At 60.7% G+C, this 16618-nt stretch carries 20 protein-coding genes; 9 read left to right on the top strand and 11 right to left on the bottom strand.

Going from position 1 to position 16618, the window contains the following annotated elements:
• Positions 1-293 precede the first annotated feature (293 nt).
• From DBP26_RS07945 to DBP26_RS07960, 4 genes are all read left to right on the top strand, one after another.
• Positions 294-1130 (top strand): AraC family transcriptional regulator, encoded by an 837-nt coding sequence (locus tag DBP26_RS07945; protein WP_108240068.1) that lies wholly within the window; start codon positions 294-296, stop codon positions 1128-1130.
• Positions 1131-1184: 54 nt separating this feature from the next.
• Positions 1185-1787: a LysE family translocator gene (locus DBP26_RS07950; RefSeq protein ID WP_108240069.1), complete on the top strand. Its 603-nt coding sequence runs from the start codon at positions 1185-1187 to the stop codon at positions 1785-1787.
• Between the two features lie 83 nt (positions 1788-1870).
• Entirely contained in the window at positions 1871-2872 is a 1002-nt protein-coding gene (locus DBP26_RS07955; RefSeq protein ID WP_108240070.1) for a diaminopimelate epimerase, read from the top strand.
• A 248-nt stretch (positions 2873-3120) separates the two neighbouring features.
• Entirely contained in the window at positions 3121-4440 is a 1320-nt protein-coding gene (locus tag DBP26_RS07960) for a PAS domain-containing methyl-accepting chemotaxis protein (RefSeq protein WP_108240071.1), read from the top strand.
• Positions 4441-4633: 193 nt separating this feature from the next.
• Here DBP26_RS07960 and DBP26_RS07965 read toward each other — a convergent pair whose 3' ends face one another.
• From DBP26_RS07965 to DBP26_RS07990, 6 genes are all read right to left on the bottom strand, one after another.
• On the bottom strand, positions 4634-5071 hold the full coding sequence (locus DBP26_RS07965) for a nucleoside deaminase (protein ID WP_108240072.1): 438 nt from the start codon (positions 5069-5071) through the stop codon (positions 4634-4636).
• A 57-nt stretch (positions 5072-5128) separates the two neighbouring features.
• A complete protein-coding gene (locus tag DBP26_RS07970) occupies positions 5129-5638 on the bottom strand; it encodes a hypothetical protein (protein WP_108240073.1) in 510 nt (169 codons plus the stop codon).
• 242 nt (positions 5639-5880) lie between these two features.
• Entirely contained in the window at positions 5881-6894 is a 1014-nt protein-coding gene (locus DBP26_RS07975) for an ABC transporter substrate-binding protein (RefSeq protein WP_108240074.1), read from the bottom strand.
• 53 nt (positions 6895-6947) lie between these two features.
• Positions 6948-7457 (bottom strand): sigma factor-like helix-turn-helix DNA-binding protein, encoded by a 510-nt coding sequence (locus DBP26_RS07980; protein ID WP_108240075.1) that lies wholly within the window; start codon positions 7455-7457, stop codon positions 6948-6950.
• A 138-nt stretch (positions 7458-7595) separates the two neighbouring features.
• On the bottom strand, positions 7596-8375 hold the full coding sequence (locus DBP26_RS07985) for a PhnD/SsuA/transferrin family substrate-binding protein (protein WP_108240076.1): 780 nt from the start codon (positions 8373-8375) through the stop codon (positions 7596-7598).
• Between the two features lie 9 nt (positions 8376-8384).
• Complete coding sequence (locus tag DBP26_RS07990; protein ID WP_108240077.1) at positions 8385-9326, bottom strand: fatty acid desaturase; 942 nt, start codon at positions 9324-9326, stop codon at positions 8385-8387.
• Between the two features lie 116 nt (positions 9327-9442).
• On the opposite strand from DBP26_RS07990, the gene DBP26_RS07995 reads away from it, so the two are divergent.
• On the top strand, positions 9443-9877 hold the full coding sequence (locus DBP26_RS07995; RefSeq protein ID WP_108240078.1) for a GNAT family N-acetyltransferase: 435 nt from the start codon (positions 9443-9445) through the stop codon (positions 9875-9877).
• A gap of 57 nt (positions 9878-9934) precedes the next feature.
• On the opposite strand, the gene def is transcribed toward DBP26_RS07995, so the two are convergent.
• From def to DBP26_RS08010, 3 genes are all read right to left on the bottom strand, one after another.
• Complete coding sequence (gene def / locus DBP26_RS08000; RefSeq protein WP_108240079.1) at positions 9935-10474, bottom strand: peptide deformylase; 540 nt, start codon at positions 10472-10474, stop codon at positions 9935-9937.
• 59 nt (positions 10475-10533) lie between these two features.
• Positions 10534-11535, bottom strand: a complete 1002-nt coding sequence (locus DBP26_RS08005; RefSeq protein ID WP_108240080.1) for a YihY/virulence factor BrkB family protein — start codon at positions 11533-11535, stop codon at positions 10534-10536.
• Between the two features lie 245 nt (positions 11536-11780).
• Positions 11781-11972, bottom strand: coding sequence for a CsbD family protein (locus DBP26_RS08010; RefSeq protein WP_108240081.1), 192 nt, complete (start codon positions 11970-11972; stop codon positions 11781-11783).
• A 243-nt stretch (positions 11973-12215) separates the two neighbouring features.
• Between DBP26_RS08010 and DBP26_RS08015 the strand changes: the two genes are divergently transcribed.
• Entirely contained in the window at positions 12216-12596 is a 381-nt protein-coding gene (locus DBP26_RS08015; RefSeq protein WP_108240082.1) for a hypothetical protein, read from the top strand.
• Between the two features lie 123 nt (positions 12597-12719).
• On the opposite strand, the gene DBP26_RS08020 is transcribed toward DBP26_RS08015, so the two are convergent.
• A complete protein-coding gene (locus DBP26_RS08020) occupies positions 12720-13556 on the bottom strand; it encodes a S1-like domain-containing RNA-binding protein (protein ID WP_108240083.1) in 837 nt (278 codons plus the stop codon).
• Positions 13557-13792: 236 nt separating this feature from the next.
• On the opposite strand from DBP26_RS08020, the gene DBP26_RS08025 reads away from it, so the two are divergent.
• The 3 genes from DBP26_RS08025 (at position 13793) to DBP26_RS08035 (ending at position 16120) form a co-directional block, all read left to right on the top strand.
• Entirely contained in the window at positions 13793-14278 is a 486-nt protein-coding gene (locus DBP26_RS08025) for a hypothetical protein (protein ID WP_108240084.1), read from the top strand.
• Positions 14279-14440: 162 nt separating this feature from the next.
• Positions 14441-15184, top strand: a complete 744-nt coding sequence (locus DBP26_RS08030) for a TorF family putative porin (protein ID WP_108240085.1) — start codon at positions 14441-14443, stop codon at positions 15182-15184.
• Between the two features lie 63 nt (positions 15185-15247).
• A complete protein-coding gene (locus DBP26_RS08035; protein ID WP_108240086.1) occupies positions 15248-16120 on the top strand; it encodes a DUF6279 family lipoprotein in 873 nt (290 codons plus the stop codon).
• Positions 16121-16190: 70 nt separating this feature from the next.
• Here the strand turns inward: DBP26_RS08035 and DBP26_RS08040 are convergent, their stop codons facing one another.
• On the bottom strand, positions 16191-16598 hold the full coding sequence (locus tag DBP26_RS08040; protein WP_108240087.1) for a transcriptional regulator: 408 nt from the start codon (positions 16596-16598) through the stop codon (positions 16191-16193).
• Positions 16599-16618: the final 20 nt, after the last annotated feature.

A 16618-nucleotide genomic window follows, 5' to 3' on the forward strand; every position in this document is an offset into this window, starting at 1 on the left:
GAGCAGGAATGCGTGAAGACTGCGGTCTTTGATAGCCATCGAGGACGTAGGTTCGCCCTGGAGCGGCGGATGGGCAACGTGTAGGAAGATTCAGTTTGTAACAAGGATAGTCAGTAGGCTAACCGTCGGAAGTTGCACAAATCTTCCAGACCTGCGGTTAGCCTAGCGATACATTCACCTGAAGCTCGCGGCACCGAGATGGGCGATGCGGCTTTCTTATTCACCGTCACCTTACGCGGCAGCGTGGAACGCTCGCCATCCCGTTGACCTCCTACCGCCGGACCAGGACCCTTATGCCCGAACGCAACTGGATCGATCTCAAGCAGGACGCGATGTCCGGCATCGAGACGATACGCGCGCATTTCGAAGGCCATGCCTATGACCCCCACTGGCATGACACCTATCTGGTGGGCATCACCGAGCAGGGGGTGCAGCAATTCAACTGTCGCCGCCAGCAATACAACAGCACCCCCGGCAAGGTGTTCATGCTTGAGCCGGGGGACATACACGACGGCCATGCCCCGGAAGCGGGCGGCTTCACCTATCGCACCCTGTACATTGACCCGCACTGGCTGGATCGGGAATTGCGCGCCCAGTTCGACGAAGCGCCTGCCCATGCCCAACTGAGCTTCGGCAAAACGCTGGCCGATGATCCTCGGCTGGCCGTCGCCACCGCGCACGCGTTCGAAGCCATGCACACGCAGGAGCTGCGTATCGTGCGGCAGACCGCGCTGGACCATCTGCTGTCGAGCCTGACCAGCCACCTGCGCTGGCAGACGCTGATCAACCCCGACCCACGCTTGCCGCTGGTGGCCCAACGCGCGCGGGATTACCTGCACAGCCATCTGCATCAGGACATCGGCCTGGACGACCTGGCCAAGGTGGCCGGCGTCGACCGCTTCCGCCTGACCCGTGCCTTCAAGGCCGCTTTCGGGCTGGCACCGCACGCCTACCTGATTCAACTGCGCTTGACCCGTGCCCGACGCCTACTGGCGCGTGGCGAATTGCCGGTCAACGTCGCAGTGGCCCTGGGCTTCGCCGATCAGAGTCATTTGGGTCGCTGGTTCCAGCGCGCCTATCGCATGACCCCTGCCGACTACCGCAGGCGTTGCTCAAATCTTCCAGACTGATGCCCTTCTCGTCGCGATGATCAGGTTCAGATCACTGGCTGCCGAGTTGCCCCAATGGAAACCTTTTTGCCCTTCGTCCTGTTCGCCTTCGTCGCCTCCATCACGCCAGGTCCGACCAACATCCTGGTGCTGACCAACAGTTCACGGCATGGCCTGCTGCGCACGTTGCCGCTCATGCTGGGGGGCTGTGCCGGGGCTGCCCTGATGGTACTGATCGTCGGCACCGGTCTCGGCGACCTGCTGGCACACCACCGCCAGGTGCAACGGGTCATGACCTGGGTTGGCATCGCCTGGCTGACCTGGCTGGCGTGGCAGATCTTCAGCGCGCCGGCCGAAGCCGTTGACCCCGACACTGCAGCGCGAGGGCCGCGACTGGGCCTGTGGAGCGCCGCCAGCCTGCAACTGGTCAACCCCAAGACCTGGATGATGGCGCTGGCGGTGGTCAGTGTGTTCGCGGGGAGCGACGCCGACCGCCTGTGGCGGATCGTATGGCTGTCATTGGTGTTCTTTCTGGTGGCCATCCCCTGCATGAGCGCCTGGGCGTATCTGGGTGTCAGCGCCGCGAAATTCTGCCGTTCGGCCCGCAGCATGAAACGCTTCAATCAAGTCATGGCGTTGCCGTTATTGGCGTCAGCGTGGTTGACATTGGTGATGTGAGCGGCGAGCGCGTCACGGAAGCGAATTCGTCGGGGGGCCCCGCATGATTTAATGCGTTTTTTGTGACCGACGCCGGACCCGCCATGGCCACCTTCTACGATGCACGCGGTAACGTTTACGCCGTGATTTCTCCCGATGCATTGCGCGCGATGGGCATCGACCTACCCGCCTCTGCGGCACAAGCGGCGCTCTCTCGGCAATGCTGGACAACACGCGCGGTCGCCACCGTGTGCGACTGGCCGACGGGCGAACGTCCACAGGGCAGCAAGGCTCATCGCTCGGACGGGCTGCTGGTCGGGCCATTTCAGCAGGCCGCCCCCTTTGACATACTGATCGTCAATACCGACGGCACGCTGGCCGAGCGCAGCGGCAACGGGTTGACCATCTTCTCCCAATCGCTGGCCGATTCGGGCCGACTTGCGAACGACGAGGGGTTCACGCTGCACGTGCATCACGACCATGGCGGAGCAATCAACCCGTCCTCGATCGACGTGTTCGCAGCCACCGTCGAAGGCGTCCCAGGCTTCTGGCTGGACATCGGCACCCCAGATTTCGGCCCGGCTGCCGTGGGCGCTGTGGGATCGGGCCTCAGCGAGGCCCGGCTCGGCGATGCCGTCGTTCATCGTGTCGATCGCCTGGCACGCCTTCAGCCCGACTGGCACAGCAGCGCGTTCGTCAGGGTGGGCAATCCTCATTGCGTCACGTTGGTGGTGGGCATCGGGTCATTGCCGACGTTTGAAGCACTGCACAACGCCCCCCTCAATGAGGCGCTGACGCGCATTGCCTTTGCCCGAGGTGAATTCGGTGACGGGGAGCCCTGCCCTGCCGGGATCAACCTGCAATGGGCGGCGAACGTCGGTGCGAACCGCATCGTGGCCCGCGTGTTCGAGCGCGGCGAAGGGCCCACGGCGTCCTCGGGCACCAGCGCCAGCGCAGTGGCATGCGCGGCGTGGCGGGTTGGCTGGGTAAGCGCCGGCCTGGTTGAGGTGGTCATGCCCGGCGGCACCGCTCCCGTGCGTTTGCTCGCAGAGGAAGGGTTATTGCGGCAGGTTCATTTGTTTGGCACGGCGAAACTACAGCAATAAACACCCCCAACGCTCAGCCAGCGAATACACCGCCTGGCCGTGGCCTACGTGGATATCGATCAACAGCCAGCCCCGCCTGATCACGGCGGGCCGACGGCCCATTCCTCGCATCTGCCAAATTGCCACTATTCAGATTGCATCCCGCTTGCCCTTGTCTATTCTCTCAACGATCGCGTTTAAGCGCCCTGGCATCAGGGCCTGCGCGCGTGGCAGCACTCATCGACCAAGGACGCGAGGTAGGGTGGCAGATGTTCAATTCACACCGCAAAGCCGTTGAATACGAATTACAGGTATCCACCGCCGCCCTGTGCCAGTCCAAGGCCAAGCTGGCAGCGATCAGCCAATCCATGGCCATGATCGAATTCACCCCGGACGGCATCATTCTCGACGCTAACGAAAACTTCTGTCGGACCATGGGGTATCAGCCCGGTGAGCTGGTGGGCAAGCATCATCGGATCTTCTGTGAAAAGACGTTTTGCGACAGCGATGCCTACCGCGCGCTGTGGCGCGATCTGGCCCGAGGCGAGCCATTGAGTGGCGAGTTCATGCGCCTGGATAAGTCCGGTCGTGAGGTCTGGCTGGAGGCGAGCTACATGCCCGTGTTCGACAGCGACGGCGGGGTGCAAAGCGTGATCAAGGTCGCCTCGGACATCACCGCCCGCGCCTACAAGGGCCATGAAAACCAGAGCATGATCGATGCAATCGGCCGCTCGATGGCGATGATCGAGTTCTCCCCAGACGGCCGAGTGATCACCGCCAACGAAAACTTCCTGCGCACCCTGCACTATTCGCTCGAAGAAGTGGTAGGCCAGCACCACAGCATGTTCTGCCCACGGGAAGAGGTGGAATCCCCGGCGTACAAAGCCTTTTGGGCCTCGCTCAACCGGGGCGAGTATCACGCTCACCGGTTTGCACGGGTCAACAAACTCGGCCAGACCGTGTACCTGGAAGCGACCTATAACCCGCTGTTCGACGTCAAAGGGCGCCTTTATAAAGTGGTGAAGTTCGCCAGTGACATCACCGAACAAGTGACGGTCCAGCGCAACGCCGCCATCACGGCCCATGACACATCCGTGCGTACCGACGCCTGCGCGCAGAAGGGGTCCAGTGTGGTGCAGCAGACCGTCGAGGTGATCGAACAGATTTCCAGCGACCTAAACGAAGCCGCCCGCAGTATCGATGCGGTGAACAGACAGTCGGAAATCATCGCGACCATCGTTCAGACCATCCGCAGCATTGCCGATCAGACCAACCTGCTGGCGCTGAATGCTGCCATCGAAGCGGCGCGGGCTGGCGTGCATGGCCGCGGCTTTGCCGTGGTGGCCGACGAAGTGCGAGGTTTGGCCGCGCGTACCAGCAAGGCCACGGTCGAGATCGTCGATGTGGTCCGGCAGAACAATGAACTGGCCAGGAGTGCCGTCTCCAGCATGCAATCGAGCCTCAGTCGAACCAGCACCGGCGTCGAGCTGGCCAATGAGGCTGGCGAAGTCATCCTGGAGATCCAGCAGGGATCAAGGCATGTGGTGGATGCCATCAGCCAGTTCAACTCGACGTTGCGACTGGACTGATTGCCGCAGGCAAGCGCGACGCCTCTCCGCTTGTCGCCACTCGGCCGGGATCACTGACTGACGCGCGGCCCAGGGCAATGGGCCAATGGCCAGTGACTGGCGTCAAGGCCTAGCGGATGGCCGTCGCCCCCGGAGGAGACGGCCAATGTTTCGCGGCGGGCGCGCCACCCCGCGGCGTCGGGATCAGGGTCGGCTACTCACCGATGTCCTCATTCCACAACTCAGGCTTGTCGGCGATGAATTGCTTCATCAGCGCAACGCAGGTCGCGTCATGCACCACGTCGACCTGTACCCCACGTGCACGCAGGAGCGCTTCCTCGCCCATGAAGGTTTCGTTTTCCCCGACGATGACCTTGCGGATGCCGTAGAGCAGAATCGCGCCGCTGCACATCGCACAGGGCGAAAGGGTGGTGTAGAGGGTGGCTTCACGATAGATTTTTGCAGGCTGACGCCCGGCGTTTTCCAGCGCGTCCATTTCCCCGTGCTTGATCGCACTGCCCTCCTGAACCCGTCGGTTGTGGCCACGGCCGATGATCCTGCCGTCATGGACGATCACCGAACCGATCGGAATGCCCCCCTCGTCCAGCCCTTTTTGCGCCTCGTCAATGGCGGCCTGCATGAATGGGTCCATGGTGTCTCCTTCCTGTGAATCAAAACGAAAGCGCCTCGTCCAGACAGCCCGGACCCGTCAAGGCTTGGCTTTTTTCAGCGCGTTGTCCAGTGCTGTCGAGACATAAACCTTGAGCAGTTCACTGGAGCGGTTCTTCATGTCCATGCCGACGTCACGCTGTTTGGTGCGGAATTTATTGGCGATCTCCGGCGGCGGATCACCGATATCGAGCGCGGTCAGTTCTTCAGGGGTGAAGGAGGCGGCGTAGGACGCGGCCAGATTTCGATCCCATTCCTGCTGATACTGGGGCTGCAAGTATTGCAGCTCGTCCTGGACGATTTCCTGCGCTTTGGTCCGCCCGACCGTTTCGACGATGGTGGCGAAGGTCACAGTGCGGGAGGCCACCTGATACCCCAACCAGCCTAGGCTTTCGCCCAGGTGCCGGTCCTGCACGAAGGCCAGCGCATTGGCGGGGACAGCGGGCGATGATGCCGTTTTCTCCCCTTCTGCCAACACCGGAAGCGACAGCAAAAGGCTGAGTACCGCCCCATTCAGCGCCGTCAACGCAGTCGATCTGCTATATCCCATGTCCTCTCCCCGGCGACTTCTTATCAGTGATCAACGCACTGACTGCCCGGGTGAAACTAGCAGGTGAACGTTCCTTTGCCAGCTCACCGGACTGGACAGGGCGTGATTGGCCACGATCCTGTCGCATACGGAAATCTGACCGCGGGGATCGATCAAGGTTGACCGCCAAACAACGACGCCCCAATCAGCGCGAGTGAAAGCACTCGCTCCGACTGGGGCGCACGGCGCCTGAGGCACTACGACTAGAGCCCGGCGGTGACCTTGTGGGCCACGTCCGCGGGCACCCACGCGTTCCAGACTTCCGGGTGTTGTTTGAGGAAGGTTTTGGCCACCGCATCCGGCTCCAGGCGTTTTTCGCTCATGTCCCCCAGGGTTTGATTGAGCAGGTCGATGGGCAGGTCAACCTTTTCGAAGAAGCTGACCAGCTCCGGGTATTGCTTGTGAAACGGCTCCGACACGCCAATGGCCAGATGCGCGGCCAGGGAGCTTGAGCCGATCGGGTTTGGGTTGCTGGCGTCGGCCAGGGTCTTCCACGCCGCTTCGTTGAAGGGTGGCTCTTGCAGCTTGATCAATTTGAAACGTCCCAACAGTGGCGTGGGCGACCAGTAGTAGAACAGCACGGGCTTGTTGCGCCGGATCGACGAAGCGATTTCCGCATCCAGCGCCGCGCCTGAACCGGTGCGGAAGTTGACGTAGCTGTCGTTGAGTTTGTATGCCTTGAGCTTCTGGGTGTTGACGATTTCCGAGGTCCAACCGGTCGGGCTGTTGAGGAATCGTCCCTTGTCCGGCGATTCAGGGTCCTTGAACACGTCTTTGTACTTGGGCAGATCGGCGACCGATTTCAGGTCCGGAGCCAAGGGTTTGATGCCCTTCTCCGGGTCACCCTTGATCACGAACTCCGGCACCCACCAGCCCTCGGTCGCGCCTTTGACGATATCGCCCAGCCCGTAGACCTTCCCTTCGGCTTCCGCCTTGACCCACGCTGGGCTTCGACCGGCCCACTCTTCGCCGATCACCTGAATGTCATTCTTGGCCAGCGCCGCTTCGAGGCTGACGGTACTGCCCGGCAGTTTGTCCGTCTTGTAGCCATACCCTTTCTCGACGATGGTCCTCAGGATTTCCGTGATCAGGCTGCCGCTTTCCCAGGTGATGTCACCAAAATGAATGGGCGCCGTCTGTTCCGCGCTGTGGGCGGGCTGCGTCAGTACTGTCAGTGCCAGCAGCGAGCCGCCGAGCAGTTTTTTTATCGATGTCATGAAGATCTCTCGTGGCTCAAAGGGGGCAGAACAGGTTCGGTTCAGAACACGCTTCATTCCAGACACGCGCGGAGGCAACAGGTTTCAGCCGTTTCCATGTAATCGCTGACCGAACGAGGGGAAATACCCAGCCGGGTGGCGATTTCAGGGTAGGTCAAACCGACGCTGCGTGAGAGCAGGAATGTGGTTCTGATCTTCGACGGGAGGCGATTCAGACGCTGATCGATACGATCCAGCGTCTGCCAGGTCGCCGCCAGATGCTCGGGCGAAACCAACGATAAGGGGTGTTCATCGCCCAGTGCGTCGAGGTGCTTGCGTTCAAGTCCGCGTCGCCGCCAGCGCTGGTAGACCAAACGTTGAGCGGTGGTGGTCAACAGTGCCCGCGGTTCGCGGATCGCCACCACATTGGGCGAGGTCAGCAGTTGCAGGAACGTTTCAGAGGCAATGTCCTCGGCGGCTTCAACATTTTCCACCTGCCGGTGCAGGCGCTCGCACAACCAGCGGTGATGGCGTTGAAAGAGTTCGCTCACGTAATTGGCATAAGGCCCATCGACGCCTGACATATCGCTTCCCTGAGCACGTAGTAAGTGTGCGCCAGGCCATGCTAGCAAGGGCTCATATGCATTAATAATATTTAAAAGCGATGGTTATAGATCGAAAAGGCATACATAAAACGCTTCACATGGACCGTCCGCCCGGTGCTAGAGGTGGCGCAAGCCTTGGGCGGCTGCTTGACGCTCATAATCCAGCAGCACCTCATATTCCGCCTCATCGGCAGGCAAAATGTCGGTGATCGCGAGCACGCGTGCCACGTCCGGCAGGTCCAGCAGCGCTTGGTTCATGGCCCGCCGAATCGCTGCGCCATCCTCTCCCCGGCGCGTGATGTAAGGCAGGCAAGGCCCAAACGCGGTACGCCCGATGACCTTGATGCCCGCCACTTCCTCGCTGTGATCCCGCGCCAGATAGTCGAAGGTCACGCTGTCGACGGCCGCCAGATCGCCCTGCCCCGCCTTGATCGCCGCCAGGCTGTTGCGATGCCCACCGGTCAAGGAGACCTGGCGGAAAAATGTTCCGTCTCGCTGCAATGGCGCCAGGGCGTGACGGAAAAGGTTCATGCCGGAATTGGAGTCCACCGAATTGAGCAGCCCGTGGCTGCCGCGAAACGCTTCAAGCCCGCGCCGGGGATCGTCGGCGCGCGCAACGATCAAACTGCAATGGCGACCTGCCGAACTGTTGGGCAACGCGTAGACCGGACGCCCCACGACTCGCACCTCACCCCGCAATTGCGTCATCAGCGGATAGCCGCAGGTCTGCGCCACCAGCAGTTGCGGCGAGCGCCAGACCTGATCGAGCGTCAGGTCCCCGGCCTCCAGGCGCTCTGCCGCCAACAGCGTCAACACCCGGTTCAACCAGTGATGCTGGGCCGTCTGAACCCGTTCGGGCGCGACATACATCCGTAATTCGGCGAGACCCTGAGCCATGTGCAGATCCTAGACGTGGGGATGTTGAGGGCTGTCGATCGGGGAAAAGCTGTGACGCCGGAACAGTTCACCATACCCCGGCACCAGAAAACCACCACTGCGCGCCACCCACTGAGCGCGACGCTCGCGGTACACGATCGGGATGTGATACCAGGCCAGGCCAGGGAGGTCGTGGTGCACCAGATGCAGGTTCAGGTTGAGAAACAGCCAGCGCCACGGCCACGATGCCTCGTTGATCACCGTGCGCTGGTGCGAATGCTCGGCCGGACGGTGTTCGTAATAGGAACGCACCATGGAGATCGCGAGCGCGGGCACACTCACCAGCAGCAGGTAATGCACACTGGAGAAGGCGCTGTAGTGCTCGATGAAAGCGAACATCAAGACCAGGAAAAAACCGTGAGTCGCCCACATCGCCCAGGCTTGACGCTCACCGTGCCACAAGCGCCTCGATTCCCCGATGAGCAGGCTGCCCAGCGCCAGCGGCACTCCGAACACCAGGCGCCCCGGCGGTGTCTTGTCGAGCCATCGCAGCAGACGCATTGGCGCGGCGGTCTGTGCCCAGCGCAACTGACTCAGGTAACGGCTTTCCGGGTCCATACCTGGAACGGTCAGGTGTTCGTCGCGATGGTGCTGCATATGGGTGTCCCGATACAGCGTGTACGGATACCAGACCGCCAGCGGCGCATAACCCAGGCATTTGTTGAGCCACGACCAACGCGTCGGGTGGCCGTGAATCAACTCATGCTGCAACGACATCCACAACACCGTCAGCAGGATCATCAAACTCGTGGTCGGCCATACGCCCAGACTCGGGCTGACGAGCACCAGGGTCGGCCATGCAGCGTAGACGCCCAGCAACAGCAACCACGTCGGCCACTCCGTGCGGCCGGTGAAGCGTTCGCGCAGACGGGCGATGTCTTCGCGCTGGGCGGTGTCGAGGTAATGGGCCATGGCCGCTCCTGCAAAAAGGCTGATACCCCTCTTGTGGCGCTACGGCGTCGAATCTTGTAGACCGATTGGTTATGACGGTAGAACAAACATCCAAATCTGAACGCGAGCGCCGCGCAATGCTATTTCAACCCCTCCCTGCGATTCAGCGCCCGCTGCTGGAAAAGTTCTATAAGGCGCATCGGTCGGGGATGAAGCCCCGGGCCGGTGCACAGATGTGGGTGGCCAGAGACCCGGATATCGTCGCCGCGCTGTGCCTGACGCCTGTCGGAACCGGTCACTGGCTCACCGGCATGTTCGTGGCGCCCGTCCGGCGAGGGCTGGGACTCGCCCATGCCCTGATCGAAGCAGCACTCGGCGGATTGGAGGGTGAGGTGTGGCTGTTCTGCGAGCCGGATCGGTTGGGGCTCTATCGGCGGTCGGGCTTTGCCCAGGCTTGGGACTTGCCTCAGGAACTCGCCGATCGCCTGGCCCGTTATCGGCAGACCAAGCCTCTACTGGCCCTGGTCAGGCCTGCCCCGCGTCGGTCAGTCGGCTCGGCCGCGAGCGGATAGCGATGGATCATCGCGCCGCTTCACGGCAGGTTGCGGGGTTTGACGGCCGAAGACGCGTCAATCATCGGCGTTTGGGTCCATGTCAGGGAACAGCACTTCGGTGAACCCGAAACGGGTAAAGTCCTTGACCCGCGAGGGGTAGAGGCGGCCGATCAGATGGTCACACTCGTGCTGCACGACGCGCGCATGGAAGCCACGCGCGACCCGTTGAATCGCCTTGCCCGAAGGATCGAAACCTTCGTAGCGGATGTGCTCGTAGCGCTCCACCACGCCGCGCAGGCCAGGCACCGACAGGCAGCCTTCCCACCCCTCTTCCAGCGTGGGCTCGAGCGGCGTGATCAGAGGGTTGAGCAGGATCGTCTGAGGCACCGCCTCGGCATCGGGGTAGCGTTCGCTGCGCTCGAAGCCGAAGATCACCAGCTGCAGGTCGACACCAATCTGCGGCGCGGCCAGGCCAACGCCGCCAACGCTGCGCATGGTTTCGAACATGTCTTCGATCAACGCGTCCAGCTCTCGAGAGCCGAACATCGATTCAGGGACCGGTGGCGCGATGCGCAGCAAGCGCGCGTCGCCCATTTTCAGAATGTCACGGATCATGGAAGAACCTTTCTAAGGGGCGGATGCGCCGGGTATCGCGCATCCTGCCACAGGATCGGTCAGGACTCGTCGGTTTTCAGCACCTGCATCGGCTGCTGATAATCGTCATGGTCGCGGGTGTGGTCTCGGCCCAGCCCGGAGACGTGTTTCTTCTCGTAGGCGACCTCCGGTTCGGCATCCTGGCCCCCGTCGTCGGGCGTTTTCTCGCCTTTGTCCTTGCCTTCGGCGGACATGTGCTCGATCACCGCATTCATCTCAGCGCCCAACAGCAGCACCGATGCCGAAATGTAGAAGTACAGCAGCAAGACAATGATCGCCCCGATGCTGCCGTACATCGCGTCATAGTTGGCGAAAGTCTTCACGTAGTACGCGAAGCCCAGCGAGGCGAGGATCCAGACCACCACCGCCAATACCGAGCCTGGGGTGATGAAGCGGAATTCCTGCTGCACGTCAGGCATGACGTAATACATCATTGCCACCGAAACCATCAGCAGCAGGATAATCACCGGCCAGCGCAGAATGGTCCACAGGGTGACGATGAAGTCCTCCATGCCAATCTGGGCAGCGAGCCAATTCATCACCACCGGTCCCGTGACCATCAGCGCTGCAGCGGCCAGCAACATGCCGGCAAAGCCGACGGTATACAGCACCGAGAGCGGGAGTCGTTTCCAGATCGGACGGGCTTCAACCACGTCGTAGGCGGCATTCATGGCGCTCATCATCAGCCGTACACCGGCCGAGGCGCTCCACAATGCGATGACGATACCGATGGACAGCAATCCGCCCTTGGACTGCTGCAACTGGTCGATGACCGGGTTGACTTGATCGAGCGCAACCGGCGGCAACACGAGCTCGGATTGCAGGCGCAGCCAACTGAAAAAATCGGGGAGGTGGAGGAAACCGATCAGTGCGATCAGAAACAGTAAAAACGGGAACAGCGAGAACAGCATCTGGTAGGCCAGCGCCGAGGCGTAGGTCGACATCTCATCGTCGAGAAATTCTTTGACCGTTCTGACCAGCACCGTCGTCAGACGTAACTGGCGCAAATCCGGGAATATCATGGCGTCTCCTTTCGCGACATAGACATATCTGAAACACATTCATTTATACGAGCGGGCAAAGGCTTCTAAATTCCGTACGCCCGCACAACGGCGGGTTTTACAGTGAGTTAAGCACGTTGACCACGGCTGAATTGTTTCGGCCGATCCATTCGCGGGTACCAGACGCGATGACGGCCATCGCTGGATGGCCGTCATCGTCGGTTCAGATCATCGCCCGGCCTTCAACAGGCCCGGGCAGATCGCACTCAGGCCTTGTCGACGCCTTTCTTCACGGCATCCTTGGTTTTGCCGACCGCTTGCTGGGCTTCGCCTTTCAACTCTTGGGCCTTGCCTTCTGCACGCAGCTTGTCGTTATCGGTCGCCTTGCCCACGCCTTGCTTGACGTTACCGACCGCTTCGTTGGCCATGCCTTTGACTTTATCGGTGGTGCTGCTCATGGGATGTCTCCAGATCAGAAATAAGGTGTCATAACCTCGACATTCGATGGACCACTCGCCGTTTCGCTGAGTTTCAAATATTTTTACGAACGGTCTTCGCTGGCGAAATACCGCGTTTCGTCGATGGGACTTTATGTTTTCCCGGCAACCCCGGAGAATGCGCGGCCGAGACTGGCCTGAACCTCTTGCGGATCCCGTTCAGGCTCGCGTCAGGCTCATGAAAACAGGATTCACAGGAACGCTATGAAAATCGACAAGCAGCAGGCCATCGCGCGCCGCAACGAGGAACTGGGCGGCGCGGTACTGGGCACCAACAACACCCATTTCGCGACGCTGGACCCCAAACGCAACATCTGGTGGTTTGACCTGCCTGTCAGCCGTCTGGCCATTGGTCAATACGAATGGCTGCACCTCCTGCTGCACACCCCAAGCACCGATGAGTTGATTCACCTGAAAGTCACGACCCGCTTCTTGCGCGAGCACATGGACGACGTAGTCATCCGCAACGAAGGCAAGCGCAAGTCGACGGTCAGCCTGGAGCTGTCGGCTGACAAGGATTCCTTCCTCAAGGACATGCGTCCGAACGGCGCGCACCTGAGTTTCGCGGCGTTCGTCCAGAAGTGATCGCCAAAAGGCGTTGATCGGGCTGGTACAGGCGCTCTGGTCAGCCAGCCGCGCCTGCCCGAAGCGACTTGCCCCCCTTCCTCCGACGGCGTCGCGCGGTCAGTCGAGCAGGCCTGTCGGGGTTCAGGCCAATTCGATCCGGTCAGCGTGAATCACGATCCGGCCCTGCTTGTACAACCCGCCGATGGCCTTCTTGAAGTTGCCTTTGCTGACGCCGAACAGGTTGCTGATCACCGTCGGATCACTCTTGTCGCTCACGGGCAGCACACCGTTGTGCTCGCGCAATTTGGCGAGAATCTGCTCGCTCAGCCCACTGGCCAGTTGCTCGCCCACCGGCTGCAGGCTCAGGCTGATCTTGCCGTCGCTGCGCAGTTCCTTGATGTAACCCTTTTCCTGCTTGCCAGGCCGCAGGAACTTGAACACTTCGTTCTTGTGGATCAGGCCCCAATGCGCGTGGTTGATGATTGCCTTGAAGCCCATCGCGGTTTCTTCCGCCACCAGCAAGTCGACCTCCTGGCCAACGGTGTAAGGGGGCGGGGTCTTGTCCAGGTAACGATCCAGGCGCGTCGTGGCGGTGATCCGGCGGCTGTGTCGATCCAGGTAAACATGCACCACACAGTAGTCACCGGCCTTGAGCGGGCGCTTTTCCTCCGAATAAGGCAGCAGCAAGTCCTTGGACAACCCCCAATCGAGGAAGATACCGATGCTGTTGACCTCCACCACCTTGAGGCTCGCGAACTGGCCAACCTGGACCTTGGGCTTTTCCGTGGTGGCAATCAGCTTGTCATCGCTGTCCAGGTACACGAAGACGTTCAACCAGTCTTCGTCTGCGCTGGGCACGTCCTTGGGAATGTACCGATTCGGCAGCAGGATCTCGCCGTCCTGCCCCCCGTCCAGGTACAACCCGAAGTTCGTATGTTTCACCACTTGCAAGCTGTTGTAGCGCCCGACTAAAGCCATATCCCGATACCCTCATTGCGTGGCCGGCATTCTACCTGACTTTGGCGAAGGCTTGCGGAGGTGGCGATTCCCCGATCCTGCTGCATCCGGTTGAACGATTCGCTCTCGCCGAGCACAAAAGCTCTGCTTTACTGCCTTTTCATGGCCTGCGTTTCGTGGCCTGACGCAGCGACGTCGCGAACGAATCGACAGTCTGTACGAGTCCTGATCACCGAATGCCTTTGCGGAAACCGGATATGAACAAATGGATGTTTTTCGGCGCCGTGCTCTTTATCGGGCTAGGCGGTTGCGCAAGCCATCGCTGCGACGTGTCCGCCGCAGGTAGCGAGTGCCGCAGTGACTATCTGCTGTATCAGAACGATATGCTGCAAGCGAAATGGATCATCAACGAACGGCGCCAAGCCAATTATGAGTTGGCCAGCGCGCTGCTGAACCGCGCAGCGCGTCAGGACAAGACCGGTGAGGCCGAGTTCTACCAAGCCATCCTGCTCATCCGCTCCAAGGCCGAAGACACGAAGGTCCATGAAAAGCTGCAGGATTCAGCCGATCATCAATACCCATTGGCCATCGCGCTGCTGGCGCAGCGGGCCGGTTCCGTGGACCAGGAAAAGGCCCGCGGCTACCGTGCGCAATACGACAAGCTTGATGTCGCCAAAAGCGGTTACCCGTCATTTCAGCAGGCATTGGTGGTGGTCAACGGGCTGATCGCACCGAACCCCTGATCGCGAAGTTCAATTTTTCTGCACCCAATCGACCAACGGTCGAAACCCCGGCCCGTTCAACGGTATGCTTGCGAGGCTCTAGCTCGCGGTTCTTATCGAGCCGTCAGGCATTTCGATACGACACCTTCGATCCACTCCTCTGAACCTGAAAAGGAGTGAAGCATGGCTTATGCTCGCTATTTTCCGCACTGGACCGGTGCCGCGCTCGTTTGCACACTGCTTGCGCAACAGACGGCCCATGCTCAGGTCTTGGAGCGGCAGCTTGGGGATTTCAGCCTCAAGGTCGGAACCACACCCAGTCGCACCATGGCCCAGGGCCTAGTCACACCCAGCACCGGTGATTCAAAGTTTCACGGTGGGCTGGACCTGACGCATGACAGCGGTTTCTATGTCGGCCAATGGTCGCCGAGTGCCGGTTTGGCGCCTGACACGACGTTGGAAGTCGACTCCTACCTGGGCTTCAAAAAGCCATTCGACAAGACGCTGGGTTACGAATTGGGCGTTATTCGCTACAGCTACCCCAACACCAGCCAGATCGACAGTCATGAGCTGTATGCCGGTTTCCGGATCTTCGACAGCCGCATCGGCACGGCCTTCAGCACCGATGCAGGGCGCCAGGACAGCACGCTGTTTCTCGATCTGGGTGGGCTGCCACTGCTGGGCGTAGACCTGCGCATGCAGTACGGCAATCATCAACTCGATACGCCGACCGCCATCGACGGCGGTGGCCTGATCAGCACCTACAACGACTGGTCGTTCAACATTTCCCGTCCGTGGCTGGGAATGGACATGAACCTGATGTACAGCGGCTCGAGCCTGACCGGCGCCGACTGCAGCGCGTACAGCGGCCACAACAGTCAGTGCGAAAGCACCGTAACGCTGAAGCTGGTGCGCTCGCTGTTCTGATCGGCTGAACCGGTGGCGCCTGACCGGCTCTATAGCTGGGAGACGAACCGGCAAGGAGCTGTCATGCGCATCGTTTTCAAGACCTGGGTTTCGTTGTGGCTGAGCCTGTTCCTCGTTACAGGATGCAGTCAGATAGGTCTGACTTACCGGCATCTGGATTTCATCATCCCCTGGTCGCTCAATGACTATCTGGACATGAATGCCACCCAGAAGGACTGGCTGGATGAGCGCCTCAAGGAGCACCTGAACTGGCACTGCACCACGCAAATCCCTGGCTACCTGAGCTGGTTGGATCGCTTGCAGACGATGGTGCAGACCGGGCAGGTCAACGAAGAGCAACTTCGCGCCCGCACCGCCGAAGCGCGCGAGGCGATCGCAACCATCTCCCGCGAAATCACCCCAACGGCCGTTGACCTGCTGCGTCAACTCAACGACCAGCAAGTGGCCGAGATGCAAGCGGCTTTCGCCAAGGACTTGCGCAAGCACGAGGCGGACTACGTCGATCAGCCTTTGGCTCAACAGATCGGCGAACGCGCACAGCGCATGGAGAAGCGCCTGAGCCCCTGGATCGGCAAACTCAGCACAGCGCAGCGAGATCGCGTGATGCAGTGGTCCGCATCGCTGGGCGAACAGAACCGCATCTGGATCGACAACCGTGCACACTGGCAGGCGCTGCTGGTTGCGGCGGTCAAACAGCGCAACGCCCCGGGCTTCGATCAGAAAATCGCGAAACTGCTGCAGGACCGTGAGACCTTCTGGACGCCTGAGTACCGGGCAGCCTATGACCATACCGAGCAAGCGGCGATTGCCTTGATCACGGACTTGATGGCCCAGAGCTCACCGGCACAACGGCAGAAGCTGGTGGAAAAAATGGCGGACGTGCGAGGGGATTTCAACGACTTGGGCTGCCTGAAAGGGAGCAGGAAAGCATCGTGAAGGATTGCTCTATCTAGCCCCCCTGGCAGCCTCGCGGACCTGCCAGGGGGCTCGAATCGCTGGCCCGACCTTAGATGGCGCCGGGGGCGGCCTGCGGCTTGGAAGACACTCGGTCAAAGGTTTCAGGGTCCAGCGCATCAGCTTGTTCATCGAGCAACTGACGTGGGGGCGCATTGCCGGGAATACTGCTGTCGATCATCGCCAACAGGCTCGATCCACGGGGAGTGAGGACAAAGTTTTCCCCATTGCCGCCCTCCTCTTCAGGCCGTGATTCTATGAACTCTCGCTTCAACAGCAACGCTTCGAGGTCGGCTGCCTGCATTTTCAACGCATCCAGGTCGCCAGTGTCCTGACCGGCAGCCGCTCTGGCAGCAGCGTGTTCCTCGGCGTATTTGCGCGGCGCAAAAGGCTTGCCAGCGCTGTTTTGCACTTCATGCAGCAAGCGCTCGATCAGGTCCCAATCGTACGTGTCAGCCATGTCTGAACCTCCTAACGGTG

Source organism: Pseudomonas sp. RIT409 (assembly GCF_003052515.2).
Taxonomy (GTDB): domain Bacteria; phylum Pseudomonadota; class Gammaproteobacteria; order Pseudomonadales; family Pseudomonadaceae; genus Aquipseudomonas.

What these genes read in the sequence shown, in the direction of transcription:
- DBP26_RS07945 (WP_108240068.1), top strand. Translation starts at nt 294, where the DNA reads ATGCCCGAACGCAACTGGATCGATCTCAAGCAGGACGCGATGTCCGGC.
- DBP26_RS07950 (WP_108240069.1), top strand. Translation starts at nt 1,185, where the DNA reads ATGGAAACCTTTTTGCCCTTCGTCCTGTTCGCCTTCGTCGCCTCCATC.
- DBP26_RS07955 (WP_108240070.1), top strand. Translation starts at nt 1,871, where the DNA reads ATGGCCACCTTCTACGATGCACGCGGTAACGTTTACGCCGTGATTTCT.
- DBP26_RS07960 (WP_108240071.1), top strand. Translation starts at nt 3,121, where the DNA reads ATGTTCAATTCACACCGCAAAGCCGTTGAATACGAATTACAGGTATCC.
- DBP26_RS07965 (WP_108240072.1), bottom strand. Translation starts at nt 5,071, where the DNA reads ATGGACCCATTCATGCAGGCCGCCATTGACGAGGCGCAAAAAGGGCTG.
- DBP26_RS07970 (WP_108240073.1), bottom strand. Translation starts at nt 5,638, where the DNA reads ATGGGATATAGCAGATCGACTGCGTTGACGGCGCTGAATGGGGCGGTA.
- DBP26_RS07975 (WP_108240074.1), bottom strand. Translation starts at nt 6,894, where the DNA reads ATGACATCGATAAAAAAACTGCTCGGCGGCTCGCTGCTGGCACTGACA.
- DBP26_RS07980 (WP_108240075.1), bottom strand. Translation starts at nt 7,457, where the DNA reads ATGTCAGGCGTCGATGGGCCTTATGCCAATTACGTGAGCGAACTCTTT.
- DBP26_RS07985 (WP_108240076.1), bottom strand. Translation starts at nt 8,375, where the DNA reads ATGGCTCAGGGTCTCGCCGAATTACGGATGTATGTCGCGCCCGAACGG.
- DBP26_RS07990 (WP_108240077.1), bottom strand. Translation starts at nt 9,326, where the DNA reads ATGGCCCATTACCTCGACACCGCCCAGCGCGAAGACATCGCCCGTCTG.
- DBP26_RS07995 (WP_108240078.1), top strand. Translation starts at nt 9,443, where the DNA reads ATGCTATTTCAACCCCTCCCTGCGATTCAGCGCCCGCTGCTGGAAAAG.
- def (WP_108240079.1), bottom strand. Translation starts at nt 10,474, where the DNA reads ATGATCCGTGACATTCTGAAAATGGGCGACGCGCGCTTGCTGCGCATC.
- DBP26_RS08005 (WP_108240080.1), bottom strand. Translation starts at nt 11,535, where the DNA reads ATGATATTCCCGGATTTGCGCCAGTTACGTCTGACGACGGTGCTGGTC.
- DBP26_RS08010 (WP_108240081.1), bottom strand. Translation starts at nt 11,972, where the DNA reads ATGAGCAGCACCACCGATAAAGTCAAAGGCATGGCCAACGAAGCGGTC.
- DBP26_RS08015 (WP_108240082.1), top strand. Translation starts at nt 12,216, where the DNA reads ATGAAAATCGACAAGCAGCAGGCCATCGCGCGCCGCAACGAGGAACTG.
- DBP26_RS08020 (WP_108240083.1), bottom strand. Translation starts at nt 13,556, where the DNA reads ATGGCTTTAGTCGGGCGCTACAACAGCTTGCAAGTGGTGAAACATACG.
- DBP26_RS08025 (WP_108240084.1), top strand. Translation starts at nt 13,793, where the DNA reads ATGAACAAATGGATGTTTTTCGGCGCCGTGCTCTTTATCGGGCTAGGC.
- DBP26_RS08030 (WP_108240085.1), top strand. Translation starts at nt 14,441, where the DNA reads ATGGCTTATGCTCGCTATTTTCCGCACTGGACCGGTGCCGCGCTCGTT.
- DBP26_RS08035 (WP_108240086.1), top strand. Translation starts at nt 15,248, where the DNA reads ATGCGCATCGTTTTCAAGACCTGGGTTTCGTTGTGGCTGAGCCTGTTC.
- DBP26_RS08040 (WP_108240087.1), bottom strand. Translation starts at nt 16,598, where the DNA reads ATGGCTGACACGTACGATTGGGACCTGATCGAGCGCTTGCTGCATGAA.